Annotated in this window: 31 protein-coding genes; 3 read left to right on the top strand and 28 right to left on the bottom strand. The window is 43.4% G+C overall.

What is annotated here, in order from left to right:
* Window positions 1–361: 361 nt before the first annotated feature.
* From BMX95_RS32160 to BMX95_RS32060, 21 genes are all read right to left on the bottom strand, one after another.
* Window positions 362–1,552, bottom strand: coding sequence for a hypothetical protein (locus BMX95_RS32160; RefSeq protein ID WP_081202260.1), 1,191 nt, complete (start codon window positions 1,550–1,552; stop codon window positions 362–364).
* A gap of 23 nt (window positions 1,553–1,575) precedes the next feature.
* Window positions 1,576–2,790, bottom strand: coding sequence for a hypothetical protein (locus BMX95_RS32155; RefSeq protein ID WP_081202258.1), 1,215 nt, complete (start codon window positions 2,788–2,790; stop codon window positions 1,576–1,578).
* Window positions 2,791–2,811: 21 nt separating this feature from the next.
* Window positions 2,812–4,005, bottom strand: coding sequence for a hypothetical protein (locus BMX95_RS32150; RefSeq protein WP_081202255.1), 1,194 nt, complete (start codon window positions 4,003–4,005; stop codon window positions 2,812–2,814).
* 9 nt (window positions 4,006–4,014) lie between these two features.
* Complete coding sequence (locus BMX95_RS32145) at window positions 4,015–4,476, bottom strand: hypothetical protein (RefSeq protein WP_081202252.1); 462 nt, start codon at window positions 4,474–4,476, stop codon at window positions 4,015–4,017.
* A 3-nt stretch (window positions 4,477–4,479) separates the two neighbouring features.
* A complete protein-coding gene (locus BMX95_RS32140) occupies window positions 4,480–5,283 on the bottom strand; it encodes a hypothetical protein (protein WP_081202250.1) in 804 nt (267 codons plus the stop codon).
* A 2-nt stretch (window positions 5,284–5,285) separates the two neighbouring features.
* Entirely contained in the window at window positions 5,286–5,780 is a 495-nt protein-coding gene (locus BMX95_RS32135) for a hypothetical protein (RefSeq protein WP_081202248.1), read from the bottom strand.
* An 8-nt stretch (window positions 5,781–5,788) separates the two neighbouring features.
* The gene (locus BMX95_RS32130; protein WP_081202246.1) at window positions 5,789–6,655 is read right to left on the bottom strand and encodes a hypothetical protein; all 867 of its coding nucleotides are present in this window, start codon (window positions 6,653–6,655) and stop codon (window positions 5,789–5,791) included.
* On the bottom strand, window positions 6,636–6,899 hold the full coding sequence (locus BMX95_RS32125) for a hypothetical protein (protein WP_081202244.1): 264 nt from the start codon (window positions 6,897–6,899) through the stop codon (window positions 6,636–6,638). Before BMX95_RS32125 ends, BMX95_RS32130 begins: the two co-directional genes overlap by 20 nt.
* Window positions 6,900–6,910: 11 nt before the next feature.
* The gene (locus tag BMX95_RS32120) at window positions 6,911–7,213 is read right to left on the bottom strand and encodes a hypothetical protein (protein WP_081202242.1); all 303 of its coding nucleotides are present in this window, start codon (window positions 7,211–7,213) and stop codon (window positions 6,911–6,913) included.
* Entirely contained in the window at window positions 7,206–7,499 is a 294-nt protein-coding gene (locus BMX95_RS32115; protein ID WP_081202241.1) for a hypothetical protein, read from the bottom strand. Before BMX95_RS32115 ends, BMX95_RS32120 begins: the two co-directional genes overlap by 8 nt.
* Window positions 7,496–7,726, bottom strand: coding sequence for a hypothetical protein (locus BMX95_RS32110; RefSeq protein WP_081202238.1), 231 nt, complete (start codon window positions 7,724–7,726; stop codon window positions 7,496–7,498). Before BMX95_RS32110 ends, BMX95_RS32115 begins: the two co-directional genes overlap by 4 nt.
* Window positions 7,726–8,208 carry a hypothetical protein gene (locus BMX95_RS32105; RefSeq protein WP_081202235.1) on the bottom strand — a complete coding sequence of 161 codons (483 nt, stop codon included), beginning with the start codon at window positions 8,206–8,208 and terminating at the stop codon, window positions 7,726–7,728. The genes BMX95_RS32110 and BMX95_RS32105 overlap by 1 nt, the downstream gene beginning before the upstream one ends.
* 1 nt (window position 8,209) lies before the next feature.
* Complete coding sequence (locus tag BMX95_RS32100) at window positions 8,210–9,184, bottom strand: hypothetical protein (protein ID WP_133053976.1); 975 nt, start codon at window positions 9,182–9,184, stop codon at window positions 8,210–8,212.
* An 8-nt stretch (window positions 9,185–9,192) separates the two neighbouring features.
* Window positions 9,193–9,762 carry a DUF6046 domain-containing protein gene (locus tag BMX95_RS32095; protein WP_081202231.1) on the bottom strand — a complete coding sequence of 190 codons (570 nt, stop codon included), beginning with the start codon at window positions 9,760–9,762 and terminating at the stop codon, window positions 9,193–9,195.
* On the bottom strand, window positions 9,759–11,540 hold the full coding sequence (locus tag BMX95_RS32090; RefSeq protein ID WP_081202229.1) for a tape measure protein: 1,782 nt from the start codon (window positions 11,538–11,540) through the stop codon (window positions 9,759–9,761). Before BMX95_RS32090 ends, BMX95_RS32095 begins: the two co-directional genes overlap by 4 nt.
* Before the next feature lie 185 nt (window positions 11,541–11,725).
* Window positions 11,726–12,148, bottom strand: a complete 423-nt coding sequence (locus tag BMX95_RS32085; RefSeq protein WP_081202227.1) for a hypothetical protein — start codon at window positions 12,146–12,148, stop codon at window positions 11,726–11,728.
* Between the two features lie 22 nt (window positions 12,149–12,170).
* Complete coding sequence (locus tag BMX95_RS32080) at window positions 12,171–12,605, bottom strand: hypothetical protein (RefSeq protein WP_081202225.1); 435 nt, start codon at window positions 12,603–12,605, stop codon at window positions 12,171–12,173.
* A 10-nt stretch (window positions 12,606–12,615) separates the two neighbouring features.
* Complete coding sequence (locus BMX95_RS32075; RefSeq protein ID WP_081202223.1) at window positions 12,616–13,761, bottom strand: DUF2586 family protein; 1,146 nt, start codon at window positions 13,759–13,761, stop codon at window positions 12,616–12,618.
* A 56-nt stretch (window positions 13,762–13,817) separates the two neighbouring features.
* A complete protein-coding gene (locus tag BMX95_RS32070; protein WP_081202222.1) occupies window positions 13,818–14,294 on the bottom strand; it encodes a CHAP domain-containing protein in 477 nt (158 codons plus the stop codon).
* On the bottom strand, window positions 14,291–14,803 hold the full coding sequence (locus tag BMX95_RS32065) for a hypothetical protein (protein WP_081202220.1): 513 nt from the start codon (window positions 14,801–14,803) through the stop codon (window positions 14,291–14,293). The genes BMX95_RS32070 and BMX95_RS32065 overlap by 4 nt, the downstream gene beginning before the upstream one ends.
* A complete protein-coding gene (locus tag BMX95_RS32060; RefSeq protein ID WP_081202218.1) occupies window positions 14,790–15,095 on the bottom strand; it encodes a hypothetical protein in 306 nt (101 codons plus the stop codon). The genes BMX95_RS32065 and BMX95_RS32060 overlap by 14 nt, the downstream gene beginning before the upstream one ends.
* A gap of 262 nt (window positions 15,096–15,357) precedes the next feature.
* On the opposite strand from BMX95_RS32060, the gene BMX95_RS32055 reads away from it, so the two are divergent.
* Complete coding sequence (locus tag BMX95_RS32055; protein WP_081202216.1) at window positions 15,358–15,861, top strand: hypothetical protein; 504 nt, start codon at window positions 15,358–15,360, stop codon at window positions 15,859–15,861.
* An 11-nt stretch (window positions 15,862–15,872) separates the two neighbouring features.
* On the opposite strand, the gene BMX95_RS32050 is transcribed toward BMX95_RS32055, so the two are convergent.
* The 7 genes from BMX95_RS32050 to BMX95_RS32020 form a co-directional block, all read right to left on the bottom strand.
* Window positions 15,873–16,280 (bottom strand): hypothetical protein, encoded by a 408-nt coding sequence (locus BMX95_RS32050; RefSeq protein ID WP_081202214.1) that lies wholly within the window; start codon window positions 16,278–16,280, stop codon window positions 15,873–15,875.
* Between the two features lie 54 nt (window positions 16,281–16,334).
* On the bottom strand, window positions 16,335–17,024 hold the full coding sequence (locus BMX95_RS32045; RefSeq protein WP_081202212.1) for an AAA family ATPase: 690 nt from the start codon (window positions 17,022–17,024) through the stop codon (window positions 16,335–16,337).
* 13 nt (window positions 17,025–17,037) lie between these two features.
* Window positions 17,038–19,062, bottom strand: a complete 2,025-nt coding sequence (locus BMX95_RS32040; protein WP_081202210.1) for a hypothetical protein — start codon at window positions 19,060–19,062, stop codon at window positions 17,038–17,040.
* A 98-nt stretch (window positions 19,063–19,160) separates the two neighbouring features.
* On the bottom strand, window positions 19,161–19,382 hold the full coding sequence (locus tag BMX95_RS32035; RefSeq protein ID WP_133053975.1) for a hypothetical protein: 222 nt from the start codon (window positions 19,380–19,382) through the stop codon (window positions 19,161–19,163).
* A 933-nt stretch (window positions 19,383–20,315) separates the two neighbouring features.
* Window positions 20,316–20,948 carry a DUF6266 family protein gene (locus tag BMX95_RS32030; RefSeq protein ID WP_081202205.1) on the bottom strand — a complete coding sequence of 211 codons (633 nt, stop codon included), beginning with the start codon at window positions 20,946–20,948 and terminating at the stop codon, window positions 20,316–20,318.
* Between the two features lie 43 nt (window positions 20,949–20,991).
* Window positions 20,992–21,603, bottom strand: coding sequence for a DUF6266 family protein (locus BMX95_RS32025; RefSeq protein ID WP_081202203.1), 612 nt, complete (start codon window positions 21,601–21,603; stop codon window positions 20,992–20,994).
* A gap of 146 nt (window positions 21,604–21,749) precedes the next feature.
* Window positions 21,750–22,385 (bottom strand): DUF6266 family protein, encoded by a 636-nt coding sequence (locus BMX95_RS32020; RefSeq protein ID WP_081202201.1) that lies wholly within the window; start codon window positions 22,383–22,385, stop codon window positions 21,750–21,752.
* A gap of 1,214 nt (window positions 22,386–23,599) precedes the next feature.
* Between BMX95_RS32020 and BMX95_RS35170 the strand changes: the two genes are divergently transcribed.
* Together BMX95_RS35170 and BMX95_RS32000 are read left to right on the top strand one after the other, a co-directional pair.
* The gene (locus BMX95_RS35170) at window positions 23,600–24,409 is read left to right on the top strand and encodes a hypothetical protein (protein ID WP_177193738.1); all 810 of its coding nucleotides are present in this window, start codon (window positions 23,600–23,602) and stop codon (window positions 24,407–24,409) included.
* Window positions 24,410–24,930: 521 nt separating this feature from the next.
* Window positions 24,931–25,524, top strand: a complete 594-nt coding sequence (locus BMX95_RS32000; protein WP_081202197.1) for an RNA polymerase sigma factor — start codon at window positions 24,931–24,933, stop codon at window positions 25,522–25,524.
* Window positions 25,525–25,538 lie beyond the last annotated feature (14 nt).

Below are 25,538 nucleotides of genomic sequence, written 5' to 3'. Positions count from 1 at the left end.
CAATTTTGTTGTATAAAATTGCTTAACAGAAATGCGGGGAATTTTGGTATCAGAGAAATATGCTTTTTGACTACGGTTATTCATAATTGTTGATAATAATAAATACTAGTATCATTAGAATCTTTCGAGTGATATTGTACGTATTTTTAACATGTGATGTGCTTGTCAATGTCTTGATAAGGTAAAAACTATCACAACCGTAACTATGGATAGTAAGAAGCGCAATTCCACCCGTATAAAAATGAAAAACGAACCGTATAAAACGCCCATTTATAGCGGGTTTCAGGGGATGGAAAAACAAAAACCCTTCCGTTTAAAGAAGGGTTCAAACCAAAAACCACCTGTGTATAAACTGCTGTTGTTAATTGGGATAATATTCTCTTATCTCTACAGAAATACGTGACCAGTCGTCAGTATTATTTCGTGATTCATCTTTAACTACCATCGTAACAGTATCAGGGCCGCTTCTATACAGCTTAACATATGCCGCATGTCCGGTTTCATCTGATGCCTCGCTTTTCAAAAATGTGTAACCGCTTGCAAAGGCGCCGGCAAGCGTTGCGGTGTAAACACCCGTAGCCACACGCGCCCATTCCATACCGTCAAAGCCGTTACGCATAGCAAATCCGTCTGGCCTACCAGTTCCATGCTGTGACAATATTGCCATGTATCGCCGGTAGCTTGGGTTAATTGACTCGTATGAAACATTTAACATGCCCAATACATCAACATACAAGTTCTCTCCTAACAAAAGCTTATATAATGCGCCATTTTCATCACTCAGCACAAGACCATCTCCCCCACCGGCCAAACTGTTTATTCTTACATCTCCATCAGCAACATTTAAACTGTAGGGATTGGTGGTTTCATTACCTAACATTAAATTGCCCTGGCCATTTAACCACATACGCTGGCCCAATATTCCATTGCTATCTGTAGTGTTGAATACAAAACCACTGCTTAAATAAGCAGGTGCTGTCGTTTCTACCAACCCATGCAAACTCATTGCATTTGCAATGGTGCTGTTATCGCCGGCTACGCCTGAAAAGATAAAACTTCCAATAGAGTCTCCTGGCTGCAGGCCCTGCAATGTATTGAAGCTGCCGCCTGCATTTTTAAATAGATCAAACCCGGCATACCCGGCATTATAGTTCGCCTGCTGAATGGAAAGCCCGTGCTGCCCTTCATTTTGGGTAATATTCATTTGTGCTCCAAATCCTCCTGCTAACGTTTTTCTGTAACCTGACAAGGCACCAATAGTACCTGTTCCGTGCAACCAAAAACTCGCTGGTTGTGGAGCGTTAAATTGGTTTTGAATGGGGTTACCCGCCTTTAACTTTGCAAAGTCAGCAATTGCCTTTGCAGTAGCGAGTAGATTATCGCTTGCACTATCCGGTCCATTTAAGTTGGTTGAAATTCTATCAATCCATCTGTCTTTCAAATAAAGACGTTCGGTAAAAACACCCTGCCTTGCCCGAATTTCAGTTGTGAGCTGCTGACCCGATGCATAGATTGAAATAAAAGTAAATAATATTAAAACTAACCGTTTCATATTAAATTCGTTTTGTGGTTGGTTTAAAAGTCAAGGTTGTTGATTATTTGAATGGAGAGGTTTGTAAATCCATCCATATTCGCCAGGCTATTGTCCTTAACTACTAACATGAAATAGTCAGGATCTTCTTCAGACACGTAACGATGAAAAAGCAGTTGTGCACTGAATACATTGCCTGCTTCATCAGACGCCTCTGCATACAAAAAACGGGGCCCGCCAAAATTCCCGGCAACTAGTTTTCCAAAATACACACCGGGTGCGCTGCGTGTCCAGTTAATTTGAACCTGGTGGGTATTTTGTAGTACATGCGCCACCGGATCATTCTGACCTGTTTGCGATAACAACGCTGTATATACTCTTGGATTTTCCGGAGGCCCAACCTCGGCATTGATCCGGCCGCTGTCGTCTGCCCACAGGGTTCCGCCATTCGGCAATGGCGTTAACACCCCGTCGTTATTGGCACTCACCAGGTTGCCATAATACGATGGCACTGCCAAACTATTGATCCTGACATCGCCGGCCGCCACATTCAACCGGTATGGGTTCGTTGTTCCATTCCCCAACAGCAAATTCCCATTTGCGTTTAGCCACATGCGTTGTCCATAGTTACCAGCTGTATCGGTAGTATTAAAGACAAAACCGCTGCTTAAATAGGTAGGTGCAATCTTTTCAACCAGGCCGTGAATGTCCATTACATTATTAACAGCCGATAAATCGCCTGTATGTGCCGAAAAAGACAAACTGCCAAGTGTATCTCCTGGTTGCAAGGCATTTAATGTATTGATATCGGAGCTGTTGTTTTTAAAAAATACCACACTCGCTGGTGCCTGATCGTTGGATGACCGTTGTACCGAAGCCCCTTGTTCTCTGTCACCATAGGTAACGTTTACCTGGGCCGGCATCCCTGCAGAAAGAAGGGGCAGGTATTCGGGCACTGAACCCGTTACTGCTCTTCCCTGTATCCATACACTGGCGGGCTGTGGCGCTAAAAACTGATTTTTAATATACCCGCTTGTTCTGGGTCTTAAAAAATCGGCAATAGCTTTACCCGTAGCCAGCACATTGTCATTAGCGCTGTCTGGGGTATTCAGGTCGGTTGAAATGCGATCGATCCATTGGCCATTTATATTTAACCGCTCGGTAAACACGCCTCTTTTTGCCTGTACCTGAAGCGTTGAGATCTGGCCTTTTCCATACAATGATATAAAGCCAAATGCTATTATTAATAATCGTTTCATAACAAAATTGCTTTTGAATAATTACCCTGATATGTAGATCCGGATATCAATTGTAATATCCTTCCAATCATCTGTATCATTGAAGTTGCCGTCTTTAACTACCAGTTTTAAAGTATGTGCATCGGGTGCATATAACCGCGTAGCGCCCACATTGACCGACGAGGGACCTGTGCTTGAGTGCAGCCAGGTAAATGGCGTAATAAATGGATCACCATCTGGAACGGTACCTGTATAATGCCCCACTGAATCGCGCGTCCATATAATATCCATTTGACCTTTAAACGCATATGCAGTCACTTCCTGGTTATAAATGCGAAGGGAAGCCGTATATTGTTGAAGATTATAGTCCGGATCATCTTCCTCTGCTCCATTTACATACAGATAGCCATCATAGATCGCTAAACCGTACCCCATGTATATTTTTTTGAGCACCCCATTGCTGTCTGCCATCACCAATACATCGCCATTCTCAGAAAGGCCGTTCACCCGTACATCGCCACTGGCTACATTGAGCCTGTAATTATTTGCGATGTTATCAGGATTACCGCCTATCAGCAAATTGCCCTGCGCATTTAAATAGGTTTGCCTGGCAACGCCATTGTTATCTGTTGTACTGAAGACAAACCCGCTGCTCATATAGGAAGGCGCTGCTTTTTCTATACGGCCCGTTATGCTCATGGGGCTTCTAACTGTACTATTATCACCTGCAATGCCGGAGAAGCTTATTTGCCCAACCGGATCGCCCAGGCTTAACGGACGCAGATCACTGCCAAAAGCAGCCAACTGATTATTTTTATACAGTACAATATCTGCAGGGCCCTGATCGGCCGATGACCGCTGGATACTTAGACCATATTGCCCGCCGCCATGGGTAACATTAAATAAAGCCGGCCAACCAGAAGCCCCTGTGTTTTTATAACTGTTGTGTGAACCAACAACAGCTGAACCGGCAATCCAGAAATTGGCAGGTTGCGCCACTGATGACTGGTTTTGTAAAAAGGCGCCTGCGATCAAAGGCCCTATAGCGCTTCCTGTAGGCAGTAAATTATCACTGGTGTCACCAGTATTCAGGCTGGTTGAGATACGAGTGATCCAATTGTCTTTCAAATACAGACGATCAAAAACACCTCTTTTTGCCTGTACCTGACTGGGCACTTGTTGCCCCGATGCGCGAATACAAATAAATGCAAAGGCAAAAACAAGAATTCGTTTCATATGCTATAATTACCGTTTATAAATTAATAACTGGGTAGGGGCTGAAACTCCACTTATGTAAATCGGCTTATCAGTCATCGCATACACGGCGCAGTCAAGTATGAATGTTTCATTGGCCTGAATAAGCGTTTCCAGCATTACATCCTCACCGCCGGCGGATGTTCCTATTTTAATAGTAACATCCGCTGAAGGAATGATAATAACAGATTGTAGTCTGCTGTTTGCTTTTAATGTGTATACCAAATCGGCCGAGGCATTGATCAGTTCAGGAAGGAACACTGCCAGCAAAGCGGTTATTGCCCCCTGTGAAGGCAGCGTATTTAATATATTCTCCAGGCCGCTCACTGACGAGATAGGTAATTGCTCATCTTTATGCCAATAGCTATCCATCCAGTCGTAAAACTGTTGCTGTAATGGTTTAAAGCCCCGTTTAAACCAACTCTTCAGGGTATTGATATTTTGTATAGCCATGTGTTAATAAGAAATTAAAGCGTATTCGAATTGAAGTTTTTGGACGCCGCCTCCGTTATCCTGACATAATACTTTGAAAGCAGCGGGTTCTCTGTCTTTCACTGCCCAGGTAACGTTGTTATCCGCAACCCAGTTATTCCAGTCGTTCTGACTGTTCATAGTACCTGCTACAATATATCTGTCGGTACCGACCGATGGGAAAAATACCCACCTCCATTCCTGGCCGTTATCCGTAGCAGGGTCTCCAATCCAGCTTATGCCTGCATATAGTATAGAATAGGGTGGCCTGTTATCAATATCGGTCCAGTTATGACGATGTGGCGAAGGATTGAATGACCCAGGTTTGTCAGTTATCTGATTCCAGGAATGCGTGTGTGTATTAAAGGCTGCCTGTAAATTATTATGCGCCGTTATCAGACCTTTGAGTCCCTGACTGATAGAAGTCAACGTATCTACTCTAATGAAATCAGTGAACAGATAACCGCCGGTATTGCCAAATTTTGCCCGTTTGGTATAATATACCGATTGAATGGACCCATCATTAAAGATTTCGGTATCAGCGATGTCTTCCACTATTATCCGGTCTGCTTTTAAACCGGGAACAAAAGGCATCAGTTCACCGTCAATGATCACCCATCCATCGCTATAAGAAACACCTAAGTCAACTACACCGGTCACGATCACCTTGCTGCCGAATGCCATAGCTATGGCACTTATAGTTTCCCGGTAAGATGCCTGAAGAAAGTCGAGTGTGTCCTGGTAAGTAGCCAATCCTTCCAGCTTTGAAAAATCAATTCGTTTATACATATTTACACAATTGAAATTTTATATACTTTGTCGGGCAGAATATAATTGTCTATTACTGCCATCATCTCATTCATATTAAAAGCAACGGTTGCCGGCACCTGTACAATAAAATCGTATTGGAAAGCGCTGGCTTCCCCTTTCAGATAGAGGATTGTCTTAGGTTGCGCAGCCTCCCCTTTAGTAAACAGATGAACCGGTTTATTTTCTATCTTTTTATATAAGAACAAAGGTTCTTTTCTTTTGGGTTGTACTATTTTTATCAGCCGGTTACCACTGTCGTATTTATCATTAAGGGCCATTTCAATATAACATACCTGGGGCGTGATCTTCAGCTTGTACAGGTTATTGCGCCGGTTGATCAAAAACAGGTTGTAGATAAACACCACCGGGCTTATCAGTGCGTTTAATAAGGCCATTGTTTTTGGTTTGCGCAATACCTGGGGCACCAGCCAGGTGGTGAGCTTTTTGTACTTTATATCGAAAATGCTTTCGTTCATTGTTCTACTTATTTTGTCTGGCTATGCGCTATGTATTCTATATTTTTTAAGGAATCCTCATCTATGCGCAGGTATCCGCTATCGGGTACATACTCCACATCTACACTGGTAGGGGGAAACTGGGCATAGCTGGTTTGACAGGTGAGCACATGAGGTATTTCAACCCCTTCTATCGCCTGTAATGCATCAACCAACTGAGCTAACACGAAAAGGCCATTGAACGGAAGGTTTTGCAGGTAAGTCCTGATTGCATTGGGAACAGGAATGTTGTCTGTACCATCGAGCCTGCTGCCATTGGCACCAAGGATAAGCGGATTGTAATAGATCCTCAATTTTAATTGAAGCAGATCTGCTACACCGCTATCAACTTCTATATCCAAACCTGCATCAGCTATCCTGTTGAAATATTCACGCAATGCATCCAGCTGGTCCGTGTCAAGCGGCGCCAGATCGGCGCCATTTGCTCTGGCGACTTTTACCCGTAGGTAGATCCGCCCGTTCGCCCTTTTCTGTTTAACCACCGCGGCAAATTTTACCACCTTTGCATTTTCTATTTCATCTTCCGGTATACCGGTATTATCATAGTAATCATTCTCCGGCACCAGGTTGTCGCCAAACTGAAAGGCTTTTGCTTTCTCCGCATACCAGCGTAATGAATGCGGTTTCTTTGTGGCGATCAATTCATTTACTTCTGCCTTGTGTGCATCCTGTAACTGTTCAATGGTCCATTGGCACACGGCTACGATATAGGTGATCAGCCTTAACAAATTGGCTTTACTCCAGGTAGCCGGATTAATGGTAATGTTAATAGCAGCCATTTCAGTAACCAGGGTACTGGTAATGTCGGCCTGTATCTCAGTTATTTTGCGTGCCATTATTTGTATACTGTTTTTGTAATAAAGTTTGTATTGGCTCTTGTTTTTGTTTATCGGCGCCTGTATTTGGATCGAGGCATTGAATAATGAAATCGATGCCTGCGCCTGCCACCAGGAACCAGAATGCTGCTTTGAGATCGTTTTGAAAATAAGCTGCGCCACTAACGGTTGCCACCATGCCCCGCAGGGCAAGGGAGATTTTTAATAACTTTTTAGGTGTTGGTTTGAAATAATTTTTCAGCATACTTATTTTATTTAAGAAACTACAAAGTCGTTTTCAAGGGCCCAGAATTCGATACCTTCTCCAATTGAATCGGGTGAAGCGGCAATAAATGTGTCGCCACTGGCGGGTTTATTGGCGCTGTTGCCAAACAATCGAACGATGTCCCTTTTGTCAGAGTCAAAGTCGGGCACCATCAATTCTACACCTGCCTGCAGGTCGTCGGTGATAGCGCGGTCGTTCAGCAGGGCCAGTTCAATTGCCCGTTCCATGTCGCCCAGCTCCTGCAAAGCAATGTCGAGCCAGGTTTGCCCATATGATACAGTTACCTTATTCATTGTATGGAGCGTCTATAGACAGTTTGTTATTTTCAAAAACAATTTGGTTTATCTCCATGCCGTCCATGGTGAATTGCATCCGCACTTCGCGCAGTAATTCTTCGGGTTGTTCTGCTTCAATGTATTTGAAGGCACCAACACCGGCATCAGGGTTTTCTTTTAAACTGCCTTTGTCAAAAAGCAGTAGCAAAGCCTGATGTTGTTCATCGCTGTTGCCGATCTTTACATTACCTGCCGCATCGAGCAACAGATCATTACTGGCCGGGTCTAATAATATATCAATCATAAAATGGTTCCTGTTGTGCTTACTCCTGTTACAGGCCCTTGTGGTGATAATAAACCTGTTCCAGGAACGGTTACGGTTGCGTTGCTTTTTAAGTGATTGATGATCTCTTCTGCTACGCCTTTCCAGAACTCCTGCCTCGCCTGATCGATATTATCGATATCCTTGTCGTTGTAAGCGCCTGCTTTGTTATACAAGGCGGCTCCCAGTACATCTTTGTTTAAAGCCATTACCGGAGTATGTTTTGAATTTTAGTTAATGCCTGTTGTAATTTCGCGTAGTCAGGGTTTGTTCCCTGTATTACCACTACTTTCATTACAGCCTGGATAATTAATTCAAGTGCCTGGCGCAGCGTATCGTTTTGTTTTTTTATCTGCAAACCGGCTGCATCCTGTTCAATGATCGCTTCACCGATCATTAACCGCCATTTATCTGCCTGGCTGCAGGCCACCACCATCCATTCGTCGGTGTTCTCAAGGCGTACTGCCAGGCACCAGCTGCCAACCTTTGGGAAAATGGTAATACTTTCTTTACCATCTAACACCGGCCGTAAACGAACATCATAATAGTCCAGTGCGGTTTCCTCGTCGGACAAAACACAGGTTGCTTCGCCTTCATCTACACTTTTTACAGTGGCCAACATGGTTGGCGAAGGACCAACCCGGGCTGCCCGTTCATCGAGCAATTGCCGTATTTGTTCTTCTCTTCCCATGTTATAAGCTTGCTTCTATTTTAATTTTTTGTCTGCCACCACCTGAGCCAAACTCCCCTTCCACACCTTCGACAAAATATTTTCCGGAGCGGGCCGGGTATTTAGGATCCTCAATTTGCACAGCCATGGCTGGTTCGGCAAACGGAACAAGAAATGCAGTAAGCGATCCTTCATAGCCCCGGTTCAACTGTTGTTGTTTCTGGTCGTCCTGCAGTTTTTTCATAGTACCACTATCGACCCGTACATTCATTTTTATCTGCTTACCACCGTTGCCTTTGCTTTTGGGATCGGCATATTGTGTTTTGCCGTCTTTTTGTTTTGCGCTTAAGGATACGGTCGCCTCCGTCGATTCCCTTTTAGGATTGAACTTGAGGTCATTGTCGTCTACCACGTTCCAGCCAAGCTGCAGTTTGATGGTTTTTCCCAGGTGGGTATATTTAAACCCGACATACAATTCATCGAAAATGAAGTAAGTGGTCATCAGCAGTTGCTCTTTAAACCAGTCGATCACCTGAATGCCTGTCTTGCCAGAAAAATTTAGCGGGCTTTCGATGGTTACATCGGGAATGGCCTTGCTTAATTTTATTTGTGTGCCGGCTATCAGGTCGTTCAGCACTGTTTTCATTCGCGTGCCTGCTTTATAGCTCTTATTGAACGTTTGAATTTTCCGCAGCTGGTAACTGTATCCCTCGCACTCGATCTCGAGCGGCGTATTGGGCTTGATCTGCCTGATGAACCCTTTAAACCGCAGTTCGTTTTTGCCGTCGTAACCGCAGGCGATTGTTATTTGCAAACCCTCTTTGAACTGAAGACCGGTTTCAACTCGTTCATATTTGTCGCCTGTTGTCTTGAGCATGGCCACAGCCGGCAGTTTAATGGTAGCCGTATCACTATAATCAGTGACACTTCTCTTCCATGTTATGGCATTTGGTTTAATGATATTCTTTATGCCTTCTACGTTTACAGTGGATGTCATTTGAAACATTATGCTACCTCCAGTGTGAATATGCTATCACTTTCTAATTGAATGTCAAATGGCCTGATATGTTTACGGCCGCCTTCCACTTCCGGCAGATCGAAACTTTCGATCACTACCCGCTTTTCCCCGCCCAAAAACACGTCGGTCAATGCATTGTTGAGCACGAAGGCCGATTGCAATTCGAATAACTCCCTGAATGCCTTCAGATCTGCTTCAGGCCATGTCCGATTCTTATCATCGATAAAAAAACCCTTCAGGCTTATTGAATAGTCATCGGTGCTGTACAATTCCTTTACCGTACCACTGCGTTCAGCCATAGCTGTTTTTACAATGGTTTTTTTACCGGATATCTTAATGACCGAGTAAGGAAGGAAGAACTGCTGTTTTTCGAATGTATTTGGCAATGCTGTAAACTTTGTAGGCAACCATATTTCCTTGTTCAAATAGTTGGTCGTTAACGCCGAGCCTGAAGCATGCGTAAACTTATTGGTGTTACCCGATCCATTTACCCGGAAAGGCCTTATACCGAATGTTGACTCGTATAACTGATCGAGGTCGTATATTAATGTGCTCATTGTATAACTGCGCCTTTGTTTAGAATTCGTAAAAACATTTCCTGCAACTTTAATTCGAGGTCGTAAAGACCTTCTTTGGCATTTGTTACATGCAATTCTATTTTCTCGGTAAACTTCACGCCGTTGATGTTGACCACCCGCGGGCCGCCGCTGGTTATTTCACCCGCAGTTTTACTGGCTGATTTTTCTACACCCGTTTTACTTTTTACTGCCGGGTTTGCAATATTTCCTGCCGCCCATAAACTGGTGTCTTTATCAGCAAAAGCTGGTTGGTAAGCATCAACCGTAGCGTTCATTTCCATTGGTTGACCAGGAATCGGGGCGGCGTCCTCCTTGTTACCGATCTTGTCCATCCCAATAAAATCCATGAACCGGTTTATGCCATCCGCGATTTTGGTAATAAACCAGTTGATGGCGTCAAAAATTGGTTGCAGGAACTTCACGATCTTGCCAGCGATATAATACACGCCTATCAGGATGGCACCTACAAATCTTATTATAGGGCCAAGCACGGCACTTACGAGTTTTGCGATAGCCCCCAATGTGGGAGCGAGCGCTTTCATCAGAATGCCTACAAATTCACCAGCTACCTCTAACAGCGGTTGTATTATTTCAAACAGGGCAGCGAACAGCGGTTTCAGATTAGCAAGAACGGGTGTCAGTGCGGCCAGAATAACGCCCACCATGTTCATTACATCGGATAATATGGCGTCCAGTGGTATAGAATTCAGGATATCAATTACCGGTTGGATAAAATTCATGATCTGGGGCAGCAGTGTATTGACGAGCTTTATACCAAAATCGAAGAGTTTGTTCAGGACGGGTAGAAAGGCCGTTCCCAAAGTGCCCAGACCGCCTTCCATGGCATCTGTGAAGTTGCCCAGCTTTGCCGTTGCTGTTTCATTTTGCATTTCCATGGCGCCAGCAAAGGCACCGCCCTCCATACCGGCATTGTGCAAAGCAGTATGCAACTGATCGTAAGACAACGTCATATTTTGGACTTCTTCAGCACTTTTTCCCAGTGCAGCATAAACATCAACCCCGCCATCGGCGAACTTTTGAAGGTCCTTGCCGGCAATACTGCCAGCGCTTTTAACCTCCGCCATTAATTCAGCCATCTTTGTCAACTCTTCATTGCCACCTCCTGAAAAGGAAACAGCCCTGCCCAGAGATAACACATCTTCGCGGGCAGCTTCTGCACTGGAGCCTGCATGGATCAGGGCTGCGTTGGCGTTATACATGCTCTCGAGATCGAAAGGGGTTGATTGAGCATCTCCTTTTATATTACTATAGGCCTGCGCTGCATTAACTTTACCACCCAGGGCCGGGGACAATGAAGCAATTCGCTTTTCCTGGTCCATACCTTTTACAAGGATCTCTTTGCCAGCACTAATCAACTTATCGGCTTTGAACAGTCCTTTAATGGAGGACACTAAGAGGTTATCTCCGCCGCCCTTTTCCTTTCCTTCCCCATTACCTGGATGTTTTTCTGCTTGTTTGTTTAATTTATTCAGCTGTTTGGTATACTTTTCAATATCATTTCGCCGGGTACTGTTTTTAATTTTTTCTTCAGTTTCCTTGATCGACTTGGTGATATCATTATAGCTGTGGGCTAATTTATTGTTTTGTACAGCCAGTTCTTTAGCATGTTTCTTTATAGGGCCAAAGGATTGTTGATCAAAGACATCAAGACTTATTTTCTTTATTGTCTTTATTTTTTTATTAATTGTCTCCAATGTCTTCCAGTTTGCCAATAATTCTGCAATACTATTTGCCACGCTATAATCCGTTTAAAAGTTTACCATACCGCTTTCAGCTTCCATTTTGCGAAGGCGGTTAATATGTGCCAGTTTCATTGCCAGGGCGTCGTCAGACAATTGCGATGCATCACGCCCTGTATAGTATTCCACTATAGTTTCAAGAAAGCCAAATACATCGTATTCGGCTTTCGCTGCTGCATCGCTTACCTTTTTAGTAGAGCCGCTTTTTTACCTTCCAGAATTGCGTTGAACTTCATGGCTGCAGGAATGAAATAATCGTCGTCATCCAATATGGAGTTGTCGCCGGCGATAAAACATTCGCGCATACATTGTTCCAGGAATGCGTACAGGCCTTCGTCGGAAATTTTAGTTGAAGCGTACGAAAGAATGTGGCGGTTGATCGGCTTCATCAAAGCAATTACTTCAATGTTTTCATCGCTTTCATCCATTACCGGTAAATACCACAATCCTTTGTATTGATTGCCCCATTTTATTACCTGTTCTTCACCAAAGCGCTCATACGCCAGTTCCTGGCATTGTTGGCGCAATTTGGTTTCCTGTTCTTTTCGTTCGCGCTCTCTTATTTCCTTAATTGATCCTTTGTTGGTGTTGTCTGTTTGTATCATTGTGATGGGATTATGCAATTTTCTAGTTACTGTATTCAATGTTCATGGCCAGGAACGGTAGCGTTACTTCGGTCATTTTTGCGTTTTGCTCCATGGTCAGGGTCAATTCGTTGAATGCAACGCCTGATACAGTAATGGTGCGAGTAGGATCGGTATCCCGTTTTTTATAATCGCACGTAATTACGATCAGGTCATGCGGTACCTCCAGAATGTCGGTATAGTTGGCACTGGCCGCCGCATCGTTCAACATATCTACCTCAAACTTCAACAGCTTCAGGTTGCCTTCAAATTTTTGCTGACCGCTTTGGATGTCAATCGGCAGGTCACCGGCTGCATAGAGATGCTCTTTTTCAACCGTTTTCTTAAATTCAAAACCACGCAGGCCTACGATGGTGCGGCCTAACAGGGTTACAGATACATGCGCCCAGGCGCATTCTTTTGTGCTAAATGTTGGCATAAATTATTTTTTAGATGGCCGGGGCAACAAGACCCAGGTCAACATCAATGAATGAAGTATATCCGAACGGACGAATACGAAGTTGTACACTTAATTTACCGGTGCTGATCACATTTTGTGCAGGATTGATATATACTTCCACGCCACTGATTTGATCGGCCATGGCCACATTGATCTGTTGCGTGATCTTTGCTTTAAGATGTGACAGTATACCTACCGCGATCTTACCATCTGCATCAACTGCTACTTCGCTTTCCAGGTCTTCTACATATACAGCAGCGGCAATTACAGCGGCTTTATCCACCACACGGCCATATGCCAGCAGGCGATAATCATCTGAGCTGCTCATGCGGTCGATCCCAAAATAGAAACCTGCCTTTTGTGGATGTTGCATAAAGCTGATAAAACCAGCATCGTGCAATTCAGCCAAACCTGTAACATCTTTGATCAGTTTGTCGCCAATATAGGCTGTGGTAATAGAAAGCGGGCCATTGGCTACTTTACCCAATTTGATATGAGCACCATACTTTACCGCTCTACCCAAAGCCAAACCTACTGATGCAGATCCGTCGGGGCGGGTACCACCGACTACTACGCCGGCATAACCATTGCTGCTTGTCTTAGGTTGCAGCGTGTTGCTGGCACTGGCATTCACTACACGTCCTTCAATCAAAATGCGAATGGGAACCAGTTCAGCCAATCGGGCTTCAGCAAAAGCTTTTGCCTTGGTGATAGCTGCACCTACCTGTGTATCGATAAAATCAGTACCGCCATTATAGCCGGCTGCGGGTTTATGAAATACGCCCAGCAATCTTACTTTACCCTGCGCATCGGCGATCAATTTCTTGGCACCGGCTTCATTGGTATTGTCGAGCATTTGGTCCATGGTCATGGTGTTTGGCACCAGCATGATGTGTAATTCCTGGTTGCCAGACAACTCACCGTAAAACTCTTTTAAATGACGGTATAAGTCTGGTTCGGCAGCTTCGGTAAAACCCTTGCCTTCGGCATCTTCAAGGCTGTACACCGTTGTGGGCACTCCCAGCAAACCGGCCGTAGAGCCGGTTCCGCAGAGTGCTGCAATCCCATCTACAGCATCTACGTCCTGTAACAGGTTGCCATTGCTGTAGAGAATACTTACTTTGGGTAATGACATAATGAGAATTTGAAAATTTTAAATTTTTGAAGTGTCATGATCGTCCATGATCTGTTTTATTGAATGAACCCTTTTATAGATGTCAGCCTCCTGGTACGGCGGCAAACCTCATAGCCTTCCCGGCTTCCTTCATCATTGGTATTGCCTTCAATAGTATCTACATAGGAACCATGGATCTTTTCTACCAGGCCGGTATGACCGGTACCTTTTCCATAATCCATAATGAATACGGCGCCAGGCTGAATGATGGCAGGGTCTTTAAGTACTTTATCGAGTATGATCTTTCTCACTGGTTGCTGCTCATTCCATTGATGGAGTACACCACCGGTCTTTATCAAAAAATTGGCAACTCCCGATTCCTGTGCCGCCTGGCTATAACACCAGTATACAAACGCCATACACCAGGGAAAGCCGGGCGTAAGCCCTACGCTCTTCAGGTATTTATCAACCTCCGGCCCTGAATTACTGGAGCCTTTTTCGTGCACTCCTATCTGGGTAGTGGCTATATCAAGTGCCCTTGCAGAAAGTATCATATAAAGAATTGTATAATTGCTTTTGCACCTTCGATCACCAATCGCCAGTTCTTAATGCAAAAGGCGGTTATAAATAACAGACTTAAGGCCAGCGCTATTTTAGCCCACCAGGGCGTCCGGTACTGGATCACTTCCTGCGGTACCGGAACACGCACAATGGTGTTGGTTTTTCGTTCGAGTTCTTTTTCCAATAAGGATATGCGTACTAATAAACTGTCTTGTTTGCAGTCGATGCTTAGCTCCCCGTTGTTCAAACTGGCTATCAGCATCGATCTTCCGCCCTTCGCCTGAGCCTGCCATTTTGCTTCCGGGCAGGGTACCGTGGCAATTAGTTGAACCGTATCGCCAGGCAGGGTGATCATAGTATCCCGGTAATAGTATTTGATAACGGTACTGTCCTTAACCTGGTCTACAACCGGCTTACTGGTTCTGCAGCTAAACAGCAATGTCATCATGATGATAACATACACTGCCAAAATGGTTATGAATATTGCATTAGCCTTTTTCACCGGTCAATGTATTTATTTGTTGTAATAGTCGCTGGTTCTCCTGCTTTAACTGCCTGTTCTCTTCGCGCAATACTTTAACCTCTACACGCAGTAATTCTATTTCATCATGTAATGCTTCATATTTCAGTTGCATTTCTTCACCCAACTCCCGCCATACCTTTACAGCTCTTTCAACTGCATCTAATTCGCTTACATAGGTTTCGGCTTTGTTTTTGTTACGGGCGGCATACCAGGTTACTGTTGCTGTTGCTACACCGGTAAGCGCACTTACGATCATTTCATTTATCTGCATAGTTTGTTTTCAAAATATCCGGGTGCAGCCTTACGGGGCTGACCGGTTACTTGTGTTTTCACTGTTGTTGCCGGTATTTGTAGAAATGTTCCGTGCCGTTGACAATACAAATCTGCAACGAATAACAAGGCTTTCAAAATGAGGGATCTATGACATTGCATCGGTTTCGGTTATATACGCAGGTAACTGCGGTATCATACTTTTTGCGTTTTTAAACTGCCCCCTGAATAAGCGATTTTTGAGGTATAATAAGCACGCAACTATGTATCAATCGTATTACTCATTGCTTTTACTCGCATTAAAAACCCGCATACAACAAGCGGTCCCTGAAATATTGCTGGTTGAACAGGATTGGCGTCAGATCGACAATACCGATTCAACACCAGCCATTTCCTGGCCCTGCATATTAATTGATTTTACGCCCTCTTATTTTGGTGATGAAAGTGAAATGGGACAATGGGGAGATGTTACCATTCAACTGCGCCTGGCGTTTCCTCCTGTTACGGCTCCGGACACAGTTAGTGATAAGGCTATTGCTGGTTATGAAATTGAAGCAAAGCTTTATAAAGCCCTGCAGGGCTGGCAACCAACCGACCAGGCTGCAAATGCCATCGGACAACCATTGTCGCGTTTACAGGTAATTACAGAAGACCGGAAGGATGCCATCAGGGTGAGAACGGTATATTTTACAACTACAATTGAAGATACAAGTGCTTCACCTGTTTATACCAATGGATCGCCCAGCGTGGATCTTGATTACGAATAAGCGGGGGTGTTTTACCACACCAGGTGCGGCCATTTGTCTTTGAAGAATTTAATGGTAGGTTGTTCTTTTTTTAGATTAACCAGGATGTTGTAATTGGCTTCAATGATCTCGGGAACAGTAACAGGACTTAAATAAAATTCTGTAGCCACTTTTTTGATTATGAATTCGTAGCTGAGTTTGCGGTCGAAAAAATTGCCGTAGTAAAAATAGCGGCTTACCAGCGCTTCATTGCGGGCTTTATGTAAATGGGAGCTGCGGCCTTTGCCGGCTTTGGGTGTGGACTCTTTTGACTGGTCGAATATATCTGTATAAAGTGTATTGATACCGCGCATACGTACTACAATAATCGTAATTGAATGGAATATATACAAGCGGTCTTTGTCACAAAACAATAACCTCCAGGCAACAAATTGTTGCATGGAGGTTATTAAAGAGTAATGATGATACTATGTATCGGAAGGCGTGCCTGACTATCAGGCAGCAGCTTTGAATGCAACGATGAGATCGGTCAATACCCGCAGGTCGTAATCGCACTTGTTATACAGTTCAGTTATTGTTTGCTCATTGCTTACACCATTGGCTTTGCAAATGAGCGACACGTCTTTTTTAAATTCCTGTTTTGCTGGTGTGAGGTCCCAGAATATTTTTTTCATTCTGCTATAGAGTTCTGTAAAACCACGCTTATTGCGGTTCACACCTGTTTCAATGCGCTTTTTTAAATAGGGCGTAGCAATAAATACCAGTCCGCATTTGCCATGTAATTTGTTTTCGAGGTCAACAAACATTTCCAGTACTTCATCTTTGAGCTTGTCAACCTCATCAATAATGAATAACGGTTCTTTGTCTTTTTCAAGATTGTGAACCAGGTTGTCGAGCATTTCAGCAATAGTACCACTGCTGTCTTTACCCATGCGGGTAAGCATGTCGCGCAACAACGTACGAATTGGCATGTGCCGGTGGCAGCACACATAATACACAGAAGGCTTTTGTTCGGCAAACGCTTTTACCGTAATGCTTTTCCCCATACTGGCATTTATGATTATTGCATGGATGCCCCGGGGGTGTTGTTGGGCATCGCCGAAATAGGCTGTTAGTTTATTGAATACGCTGGTAGGTGCAACAGTCCATGTCTTAATTGCAGTCTTCTTTTTTGTCTCAGTCATGATGGTTTAATTTTTACCGGTTAAAAATATTCTTGTATAGGTTGAATTCAGTGGCTTCGTCTTCCGTTATTTCCGTTTGGTTGTTCTCTTCCCGGTAATAGGCCTGCTCCGATTCAGCCAGCAGTTCTTTGGGTGCTAACCCGGCAAACAGGATGGCTTTTGAATCTATTTCAAACGTGCGTGCTGCTGAAAGGGATGCTGCCTTTTGCACCTGGGCTTTCTTTTCATTAAGGATTAGGTCCAGTGCTTTTCTGCTTCCATCATACTGATATACCAGGGCCCTTGGTTGCAGATTGGCTTCCCTGGCTATAAAGCGGATCTTTTCATGGTCAGTGATCAGTACCCGGCTCATGTCATATGGATCATAGATCACAGAAACCTTGCTACCAATGAGGTGCTGCATATTTACATAATCGGGCAGATCGTAACTGTATTTTGTTCCGTTGATAACAGGTTCAATGCCCCTGTTGGTGATAGTTATCGACCGTCCCTGTGGTGCATGGGTAAAACCAAACAGGTGCAGGAACTGCAGATCGCTAATGGGGCACTTTTGTTCTTCACTCAATTCGTTCCATCGTTGCTTCCATTGTACTTCCCGGCTGGGCGCTTCCAGATCAGATTTTGTAATGGCCGGCATGTTGCGCATGTAATACAAAAACTTGTTGATCTGCCCGCTGGCATTGTCCCCAATTAACGGACGCCTTTTTGTATTGGCCTTGAGCACTTCTTTATTTACGCCTGTGTGCCTGGCTGTTAAATTGTTACCATTGTAGTTGAGCTCGTTATGCGCAGCCAGTTTTTCGGCCCGCTTTGCATGATCGCTTCCAAACAGTTGTTCTATATAGCCTCTGTGTTTATTACCCACGGCTGGTTTTACAAAACGCGCAATACTGCTGAAAAAGGGGAAAGCATTTTTTTGATTCCAGTGATCGGCTTTTACTTCAAAGGGCAGGTACCACTGATCGCCGCCGGTGAGGCTTCGGATATAATACATAGCATCGAGCCAGGCAACCCGCACCATATCAAATACAGGTGCTTTGGCATGCCGGTAACTGGCGCCCAATACCAATCCAATGCTGCTATCGGCGACTATATAGCCGACATAGCGTTGCAGATCTTTGCCACTTTCGGTCATATCAGGATCAGTAAAATAGTAATTGAAGTTATAATCATCACATTCAACCAACGCGAGGGGATGCATGGTGCGGCCGGGTAACCCTTTTACCTGGCGAACATATTTCTCGTTATAAGCACTCCAGCCTTCCCGACTGGCAATGATCTCATGTTCCCATTCTTTTCTGCGCAAACTCACAATGCGGGCGCCAATTGCTTCCCGGTCATTTTGACGCGCCCAGTTGTTATACAGATAACAGATCATTACATCGTCGTATTGATTGGGATGCTCGAGCAACTTCTTTAGTACATCATCGTCAATTTTCTTGGCCAGTGAATTCCCAAATCGCCAGTCGATCAAACAGGCATATCCTTTCTCCTGATATTCCGTCATTTTATTACGCAAGCGCTGATAGCTGGCAGGCAGATCAATCCCTTCCGATTTAATAAGGCTGCATACATTATTCCAGAACTGATCGAGGTTCACATTCAATTGTTTTTTGATGAGCTTTTTGTTGCGATTGATCTCATTGAGCATATTTAACCAGCTGGCCGCTTTTACATATTTAGTTACATGCTCCGTTGGTAAAAACCGGTTATCACTATATGTATAGGAAAGAAAGAAGGCTTCGGCTTTTTGATCGGAATGCACCATTTTTAAAATGGGCTCTTTCGCCATGAAATCATATGGATTACCGAACAATTCCTTCACCATTTTCTTATACTCTTCTTTCAACGCTTCATATTGAACCAATACGCGGCGGCGATCGTCGGGATCGTTTAGAAAAGTCCAGCATTTGGTACCAGTGCTTTTTGCTTTTCGCAAATACAACTCTACTTTTTCCTGCTCTTTGCCTGTGGCATTGGCAATAGCATTCACCATCTCGGAAAATCCGAGATACAATTTGTTATCAATAAATTTCACCTGTCAACGGTTTACAGATTCAGCAATGGGGTCCTGATGGAAGGATCGATAAGCACATGTGGTAATGGGTGGAGAGAAGATACCAGTCGTTTTAACTTTTATGATTGGAGGTCGATTGGGTTAAAGGGTACAATGCTTTTAGCTGCCTGTAATAATAAGTTGTCGTTTTCTATGATCTGCATGCAGGTGGCAAGAATTTGATCATTTTCCCTGTCACCACGAATCACTTTTCTAACATGATCTGCGGTAACTCCGTGAATACCGGCAACCAGTGTGGCTACATCGCGCCTTCTCAGCACTGTTTCTTTTTTACGTTGCATAATATCAGCCATTTACTTTTGTCTCGTTTTTCGATACAGCAAATATATAACGCTTTGACTGTCGCTATCAAATTATGAGTGGTGTAGTTTGGCTCTTGCTCACTGACAAAAATGTATAATGATGCAAAGTATGTAAAGTGAACAACTTTGAAGATGACACCCATACAACGGTTTCAGCTGATCGTTACCTGTGAATTTCCATGTTGCTTAAGTGGATGTCACTTTTGCATAATACATGGTTTACCTTATTTATTGACATTTCATTAAGTTAAAATGAGCAACATTGATCATTAAACAGGTAACCCAACTATAAGGTAACCTAAAAGGTAACGGGAGGGGTAACCTAACTGTTGACAGTAGGTGGTTATGCGATTGTCAGCAATAAATAACTTCATTTAACCTGTTGTTAGCGCTTACTGAAGCGCTTTAAAATGGTTTAATCAGTAGCGAATAGTAGAAGGGATGCTGCCTGAAAACGTTTCGTTTTTCTTCTCCACATTACCCTTCCGCGGGCAAAACAACGTGCCAGTATGCGCTTCCGGGAGTTATCAGGTAGTTGTATTTTTATGCGTGTCGTTTTACGAGGGTTATGGGTAAGAGAAGACCTGGAACAGATTGCGGAGCAATGGGGTGTATATGTTTTAAATGAAATGAGTCAACGGTTGGAAAGTACTTTGCAATAGCATGTATTATCAAAATAACAATAAATCTCCCGAATTAGTTAAAGTCTCGAAAGCGAGTCTTTTAGCTCTTGTTGCTTTGCAGATAAAAGGGAAGAGCTTGTTTCCGAGAAAAGTTGAGGAAGCAAAAAAGATTCTTGATCATGCCCGCCTTTTAATAAAATAACAATAATAGAAGGGGCTGCACGAACACAGCCCCTTGGTTCATCTTTAAAATCTAAACTATGGCAAAAATTATATCAACTAAAGACTTTTAAGTTATATACAAAGTTCCTGTATAGGTACTATCCGATCTCAACTTCCCATCGGCAGAGATAAATCCCATCCAGGTTTCTACTTTATGCCCCAGGAATTGAAGCACAGGAATGGTAGCGTTGCCAGAGCTCCGATTAATGGCATGTATACTATAGATACACTCATTAAGCGCTTCACAATAGATCACCAGGATGGCTTTGTCATCGCCCTTAGCGTTACCGCCCTGATGTTTACTATTGTCTTCCCAGGTAAAAGTTACGTTCCCTGATTCACTACTTACTTTTTCAGACCATGCATTAAATAATCTTCCCCGGCTTATGAACACCTGGTTATAGTCGATTTTGAAGTCAGGATAGGCACCAGTGATTGCATTTCGGAGAATATGCGACATTACAAAGTTTGATTTCGTCATCTTTTTAGGTTCAGGGAGGCTATAGGCAAGCAGTGGTGAAAGGCAGCGGACAAACTTACCGGCAATAGCAAATTTTTCCTGTTGTGTTAATTGGTTAATAGTTACTGTACGATTTTTACGAACGGGCCTGCTGCGCAGGTAATATTTTCCTTTGTACCTATAACCAACTACGTTGCCTAAAGTGCCGGTAAATGCGAATAAGCCAAATTGAAGTGCCATAAACAGGGTTTGAAAATTTTAATTGATAGTTGTATCTGAATAGTTACGGAATAAAGCAGGGACCGGTATAAACGCTTGTTGCAATCTCAGTTTCATCCTCTGATAAAAAACTTAACCAGCAGTGTACTTCATAACCGGAGAAGGGCGGAGTTTCCATGAACACGCCTTTGTCCTCGCGTCTTATGTCGCCAATATTGTATATGCATTGATTCAATGCTTCACAGTACACCACCAGGATGGCTTTGTCATTTTTTTGTGTCCCTACAAGGTTATGTCTGGCCCAGCAGAATTCTATGCCACCAGGCGCAGCCCTTGATAAGGGAGAAATCGCATTTGGCAGATTACCCTGACTTAATAATAGCTTGCTATAGTCGATCTTAAATTCAAGGTCAGTAAAGGATAGTACGGTCATCAGGTTGTGTGACATAACATAGCTTACATCAGCGATCCTTTTAATATGCCCATGGCTTTCAATGAAAAATGGAATAAAGGTTTGTAACACAAAGGCCAGCCTTTCAAGCATCTCCCGCTGGGCAAAATGGAGGGCTGACAGGTTGCTGCTTGTTATAACCAGGTTTTGGGCAAATGCAACGTGGACATTTTCTTTATTGCATTCAATGATACCTAATGACGGATTGTTACTTATATGTGTCATAAAGAATTTTAAAACGTGTATGAATAAAATTTTAAAAGAAAATTGTTCTAGAAGATCCCGCTGTTTTTTAAAATGCGCCCCCGGGGCCCTCGGGGTAGCATTTTAAGTTGCATAACGGCATTCGAGTTCGTCATTTACATGGCCAATTATGCTACGGTTACTTCACCGAGATAAGTACTGTCGGCGACTAACTTACCATTGGCAGTGATGAAACTTAACCAGGTTTGCACCGCTTTGCCTGAAAAATCCGCTACATCGAATGAAGCGGTACCTGTATCCCGTGTAGCGCCGATCACAAACATGGTCTCATTTAACTCGGGACAATAAGCAACCAGGATTGACTGATCGTTTGCTTTCGCGGTTTTTTGACCTGCGTTGCTTGTCCAGGTAAAGACGACCGCGCCAGCTGCGCCAGGCGCTACGGCAGGTGTTTTTGCCTTTGTAAGTTTGCCTTTGCTAACCTGCACTTTACTGTAATCGATCTTGAAATCAGGATGATCGCCTATGATTGCCTCTTTGAGAATAATTGACTGGGCATAGTTCGTGCCCGTCATTTTTTGGGCATAATCCTTAAAGCCAAGTTCGAAAAGATCGTGCATGCTTTGGCCGAAAGAAGACGCTGTTTTGAACTTCGCCTGTTGAATTTCCTGATTGAGTGTTTTGGCTTTGCCTGTTTTGCGGCCAATGCTGCGCATGTAAGCTATGCCACGCCAACTGCTGCCAATCACTTTTCCTACCTTACCTGAAAAATCATCCAGGATTCCTTTGTTTAATCTAGCCATCTTTGAATGTTTTAATAATTAAAAAATAAAAGACTGTGCATTTAGCAAATGTTCATTACCGGTATTTGTTCATTGCCTTGTGCGATACAAATGTAATGGCAAAGCAAGTTCAAAATAACACTAACGGTTAATCTATAGCCGAAATGTGTTGTTGTTTTCCGTAGTATGCTTGTTTATTCCGCAATAGGAGAAATGAACCGTTTTGTGCCGTTTTGTGACGGATGAAAGCTGATCTTCAATATGTTATTATTGAATGTGCCTGGGTGTTGTGAAAGATAAAGTGAAGAATAAATCGTATGGAGCTGTGGCCGCTTCACAGGGAAGATGCATGAATTTGTTCGGGATTTGTTCGGATTTCTCTAAGGAGAATACCCTGTTTTCTTCGGGAAAAGCAAAAGAAATCCCGAACAAGACCTGGTGCAGATCAAGTACAGACCCGAAGAAATTGTAAGGTGCGAGGCAGCAATTATAGCAAGTATGGGATGAAGTCCTCTATGGGAATATTTTTGAGCTTGCAGAATTCCTGAACAGTAACCAGGTGCTCTTTGGCTTTTCCTAATTTCTTTTTAACCCTTGTCAAATAAGCGCGTGCACCACGTGAAGTCAGGTGGAGAAATCTTTCGAGATCGCTTGGAAATATCACACCACGATGATTTGGTGGGGGCTTCTTTGCCATCTACCATCCAATTTAAAATAGAGTTATTAATGTTTATTTGCTTGTTGTAGGTTTATGTTTCAGGTGTCGACTTACAATAATGCTGCCGTATTATTTTCGTTTTCTGGCATACCGTCTTTTGTGGCGGGGCAGCTTAGCGATCAATTCAAGTGGAGTAGAGAGTCGGAATAGTGATTCTAGTCGTAGTTTTATTATTGTATTCATAGTTACAGATTGATGGGTACAATTTTCACAGTTTTCCTAATGTTTTATTCCAACCAGCAGGTCGAATAACCACAATGCGTTTATTCGATAGGGTTGTACATCTAATTTACGGATTTACTTCGAATTATAGAAAAATATTATGGGTGGTGTCCAATCGGGGTCAACGAAGCAGTAAAACTACGGTGCGAAAGTTATCCTGAGAATTTGCTTAGGAGCTTTGGGAGAGGAATTTCCAGTCCCAAATATGGTTGCTAATCTTGGGAGATCCCACAAGGGTTATTTCAGAGTTGACGTGCATCTTTGTAGCATCGTTATCTCACCAAAAACTACTGTTATGAAAAGCCATAATCTGCACCCTGTATGGTACAACCAACCGCTGCGGTTGAATGAAGATCAGCTAAACAGTCCAGAATTGGCGCTGGATGATTTCTTTGAATTCTACCACTTGAAAGAGGTGCGGGAAATACTGTGGCAATGGGTAAGGGAAGTTGTTTCCAGTCCGGGTAGCATTTTGAGCGATCATCAGGAACGGAATAATCACCTTTTCTTTTATGAAAAGCTGGAAATGTTGGTAGAGGCAGCCTGGGTAATTAATGGGGGAAGAGGTGAACAAACCGGCCGGTATGCAAAACCGGAACGACTGATAGAAAAAGCTGCTAAAGAACCAACAGCGGTAATTGAAAAAGTGTTTTCTGAAGTGCTTTTAACAGACCTGCAGGAAGACCTGTTACCAAATTGGTTGCAGGTGACGCTTGCCAATCCGGCGAGTCCATATGCTGACAGGCATAGCCGGGAAGTGCTGAATGAGTTTTATGAACGCTTATTTCATTTTGTAGGAGTGTTGCATGGGCTGTCTACAAGCAATCAGTATGATGACCTCTCCGCTGTTACTGACTTTTTTCAACGGTTCTCAATAGAATATATTCAACGGGAGCTGACAGATTTCTTTGAAGCAGCAATTGGTTACAAGGAAAATTATCCCAATGGATTTACGCCCTGGTTGGCCTGGATGACCTATAACAATATCGTTTGTCTGGTAGAGGCAGCCTACCAGTTGTATAAAAATGGGGTGGCAAAAACTACAACAGGAATGTTAGGTAAAATAGCTGAACCCAAACCCATCAATTTCTTGAAAAATGTTTAGTAGTTTCTAAGGGTTATTTGTTTAAATAGTAGAAATTGCTACAAACGACTACAGGTTCTACATCTCCGAAATGGTCAACTTTTGCTTAGTACATCACGCAAAAGGTGGCTAAATTTTGCATTTTAACCAACAATCAGTTAATTTGGTTGCTGGTATGGGTAGTGTATACTCACCTGATTTGATGTTTCTTTACCTTATCGCCTTGTCCACAATTCCCAAATAGATACTTTAAATAAATATATCTTCTCCCGACACGGGAACCTGCTTGCCGGCCATTGCACGGCATGAAGGGGAACGTTTGGGTGAAGCCCGAACAAATAAGGCTCTGGTAGTTCCGCCCGTAGGGGACGACCTAAATGTAAGTTGTACGACCATCGAGATTCCCGCAACAACTGCAACTTACCTGGTTATGGCAACGTCCCGATTTACGTCAGGACGGTTGACAGGGGCCGTTTTGTGTACACCCACCAACGTCCGTGTTAAACTGAGTTTGTATAAACACATCAACAACGGCGTTCCCGATGAAGCAACTGTCTGACGAGATACTACTTGAATTTAGCCAGGGTAAACCACATGCCTTTCAGGCTGTATTTGATAGTTTCCGAATGCGTATTTTTTATTTTGTAAAGAACCTTATAGATGATAGTCTTTCCGCAGAAGAAATTACCTCCGATACCTTTGTGAAACTGCATCGTATACACGACAGATTCAACACCTATAATAATATACAGGCATTTCTTTTTATTACTGCACGTAACGCCTCGCTCGATTATTTAAGACGAAGAGAACGCGAACGGCAGAACCTGGCTGAATTAAGATCACATGAAGAACAGGAAGGCATGCTGCCGCTGTTTGCTGAATCGGATCTTGAAGCAGAGGTGCTGCAGTTCATTTATAGCGAAATTGAGAAGCTACCCACCAAAACCAGGCAGGTTTTTAAGCTTTTTTACATCGATGGCCTGTCGGTAAGTGACATCGCAAATATGATGCAGGTCAGTGTACAAACAGTAGCCAATCAAAAAACCACTGCGCTTAAATTATTACGAATGAAAGTTTTGGACAGACCAGCCCTGCTTTTTCTGCTGGCGTATTTAGTTGCACAGAAACAGTATTAGAAAAAAATATTAAT

The organism is Niastella yeongjuensis (genome assembly GCF_900110245.1).
In the GTDB taxonomy this organism is placed as follows: Bacteria; Bacteroidota; Bacteroidia; order Chitinophagales; family Chitinophagaceae; genus Niastella; species Niastella yeongjuensis.
Note: the sequence above shows the minus strand (reverse complement) of the source record. Positions and strands in the feature narration are given on the sequence as shown.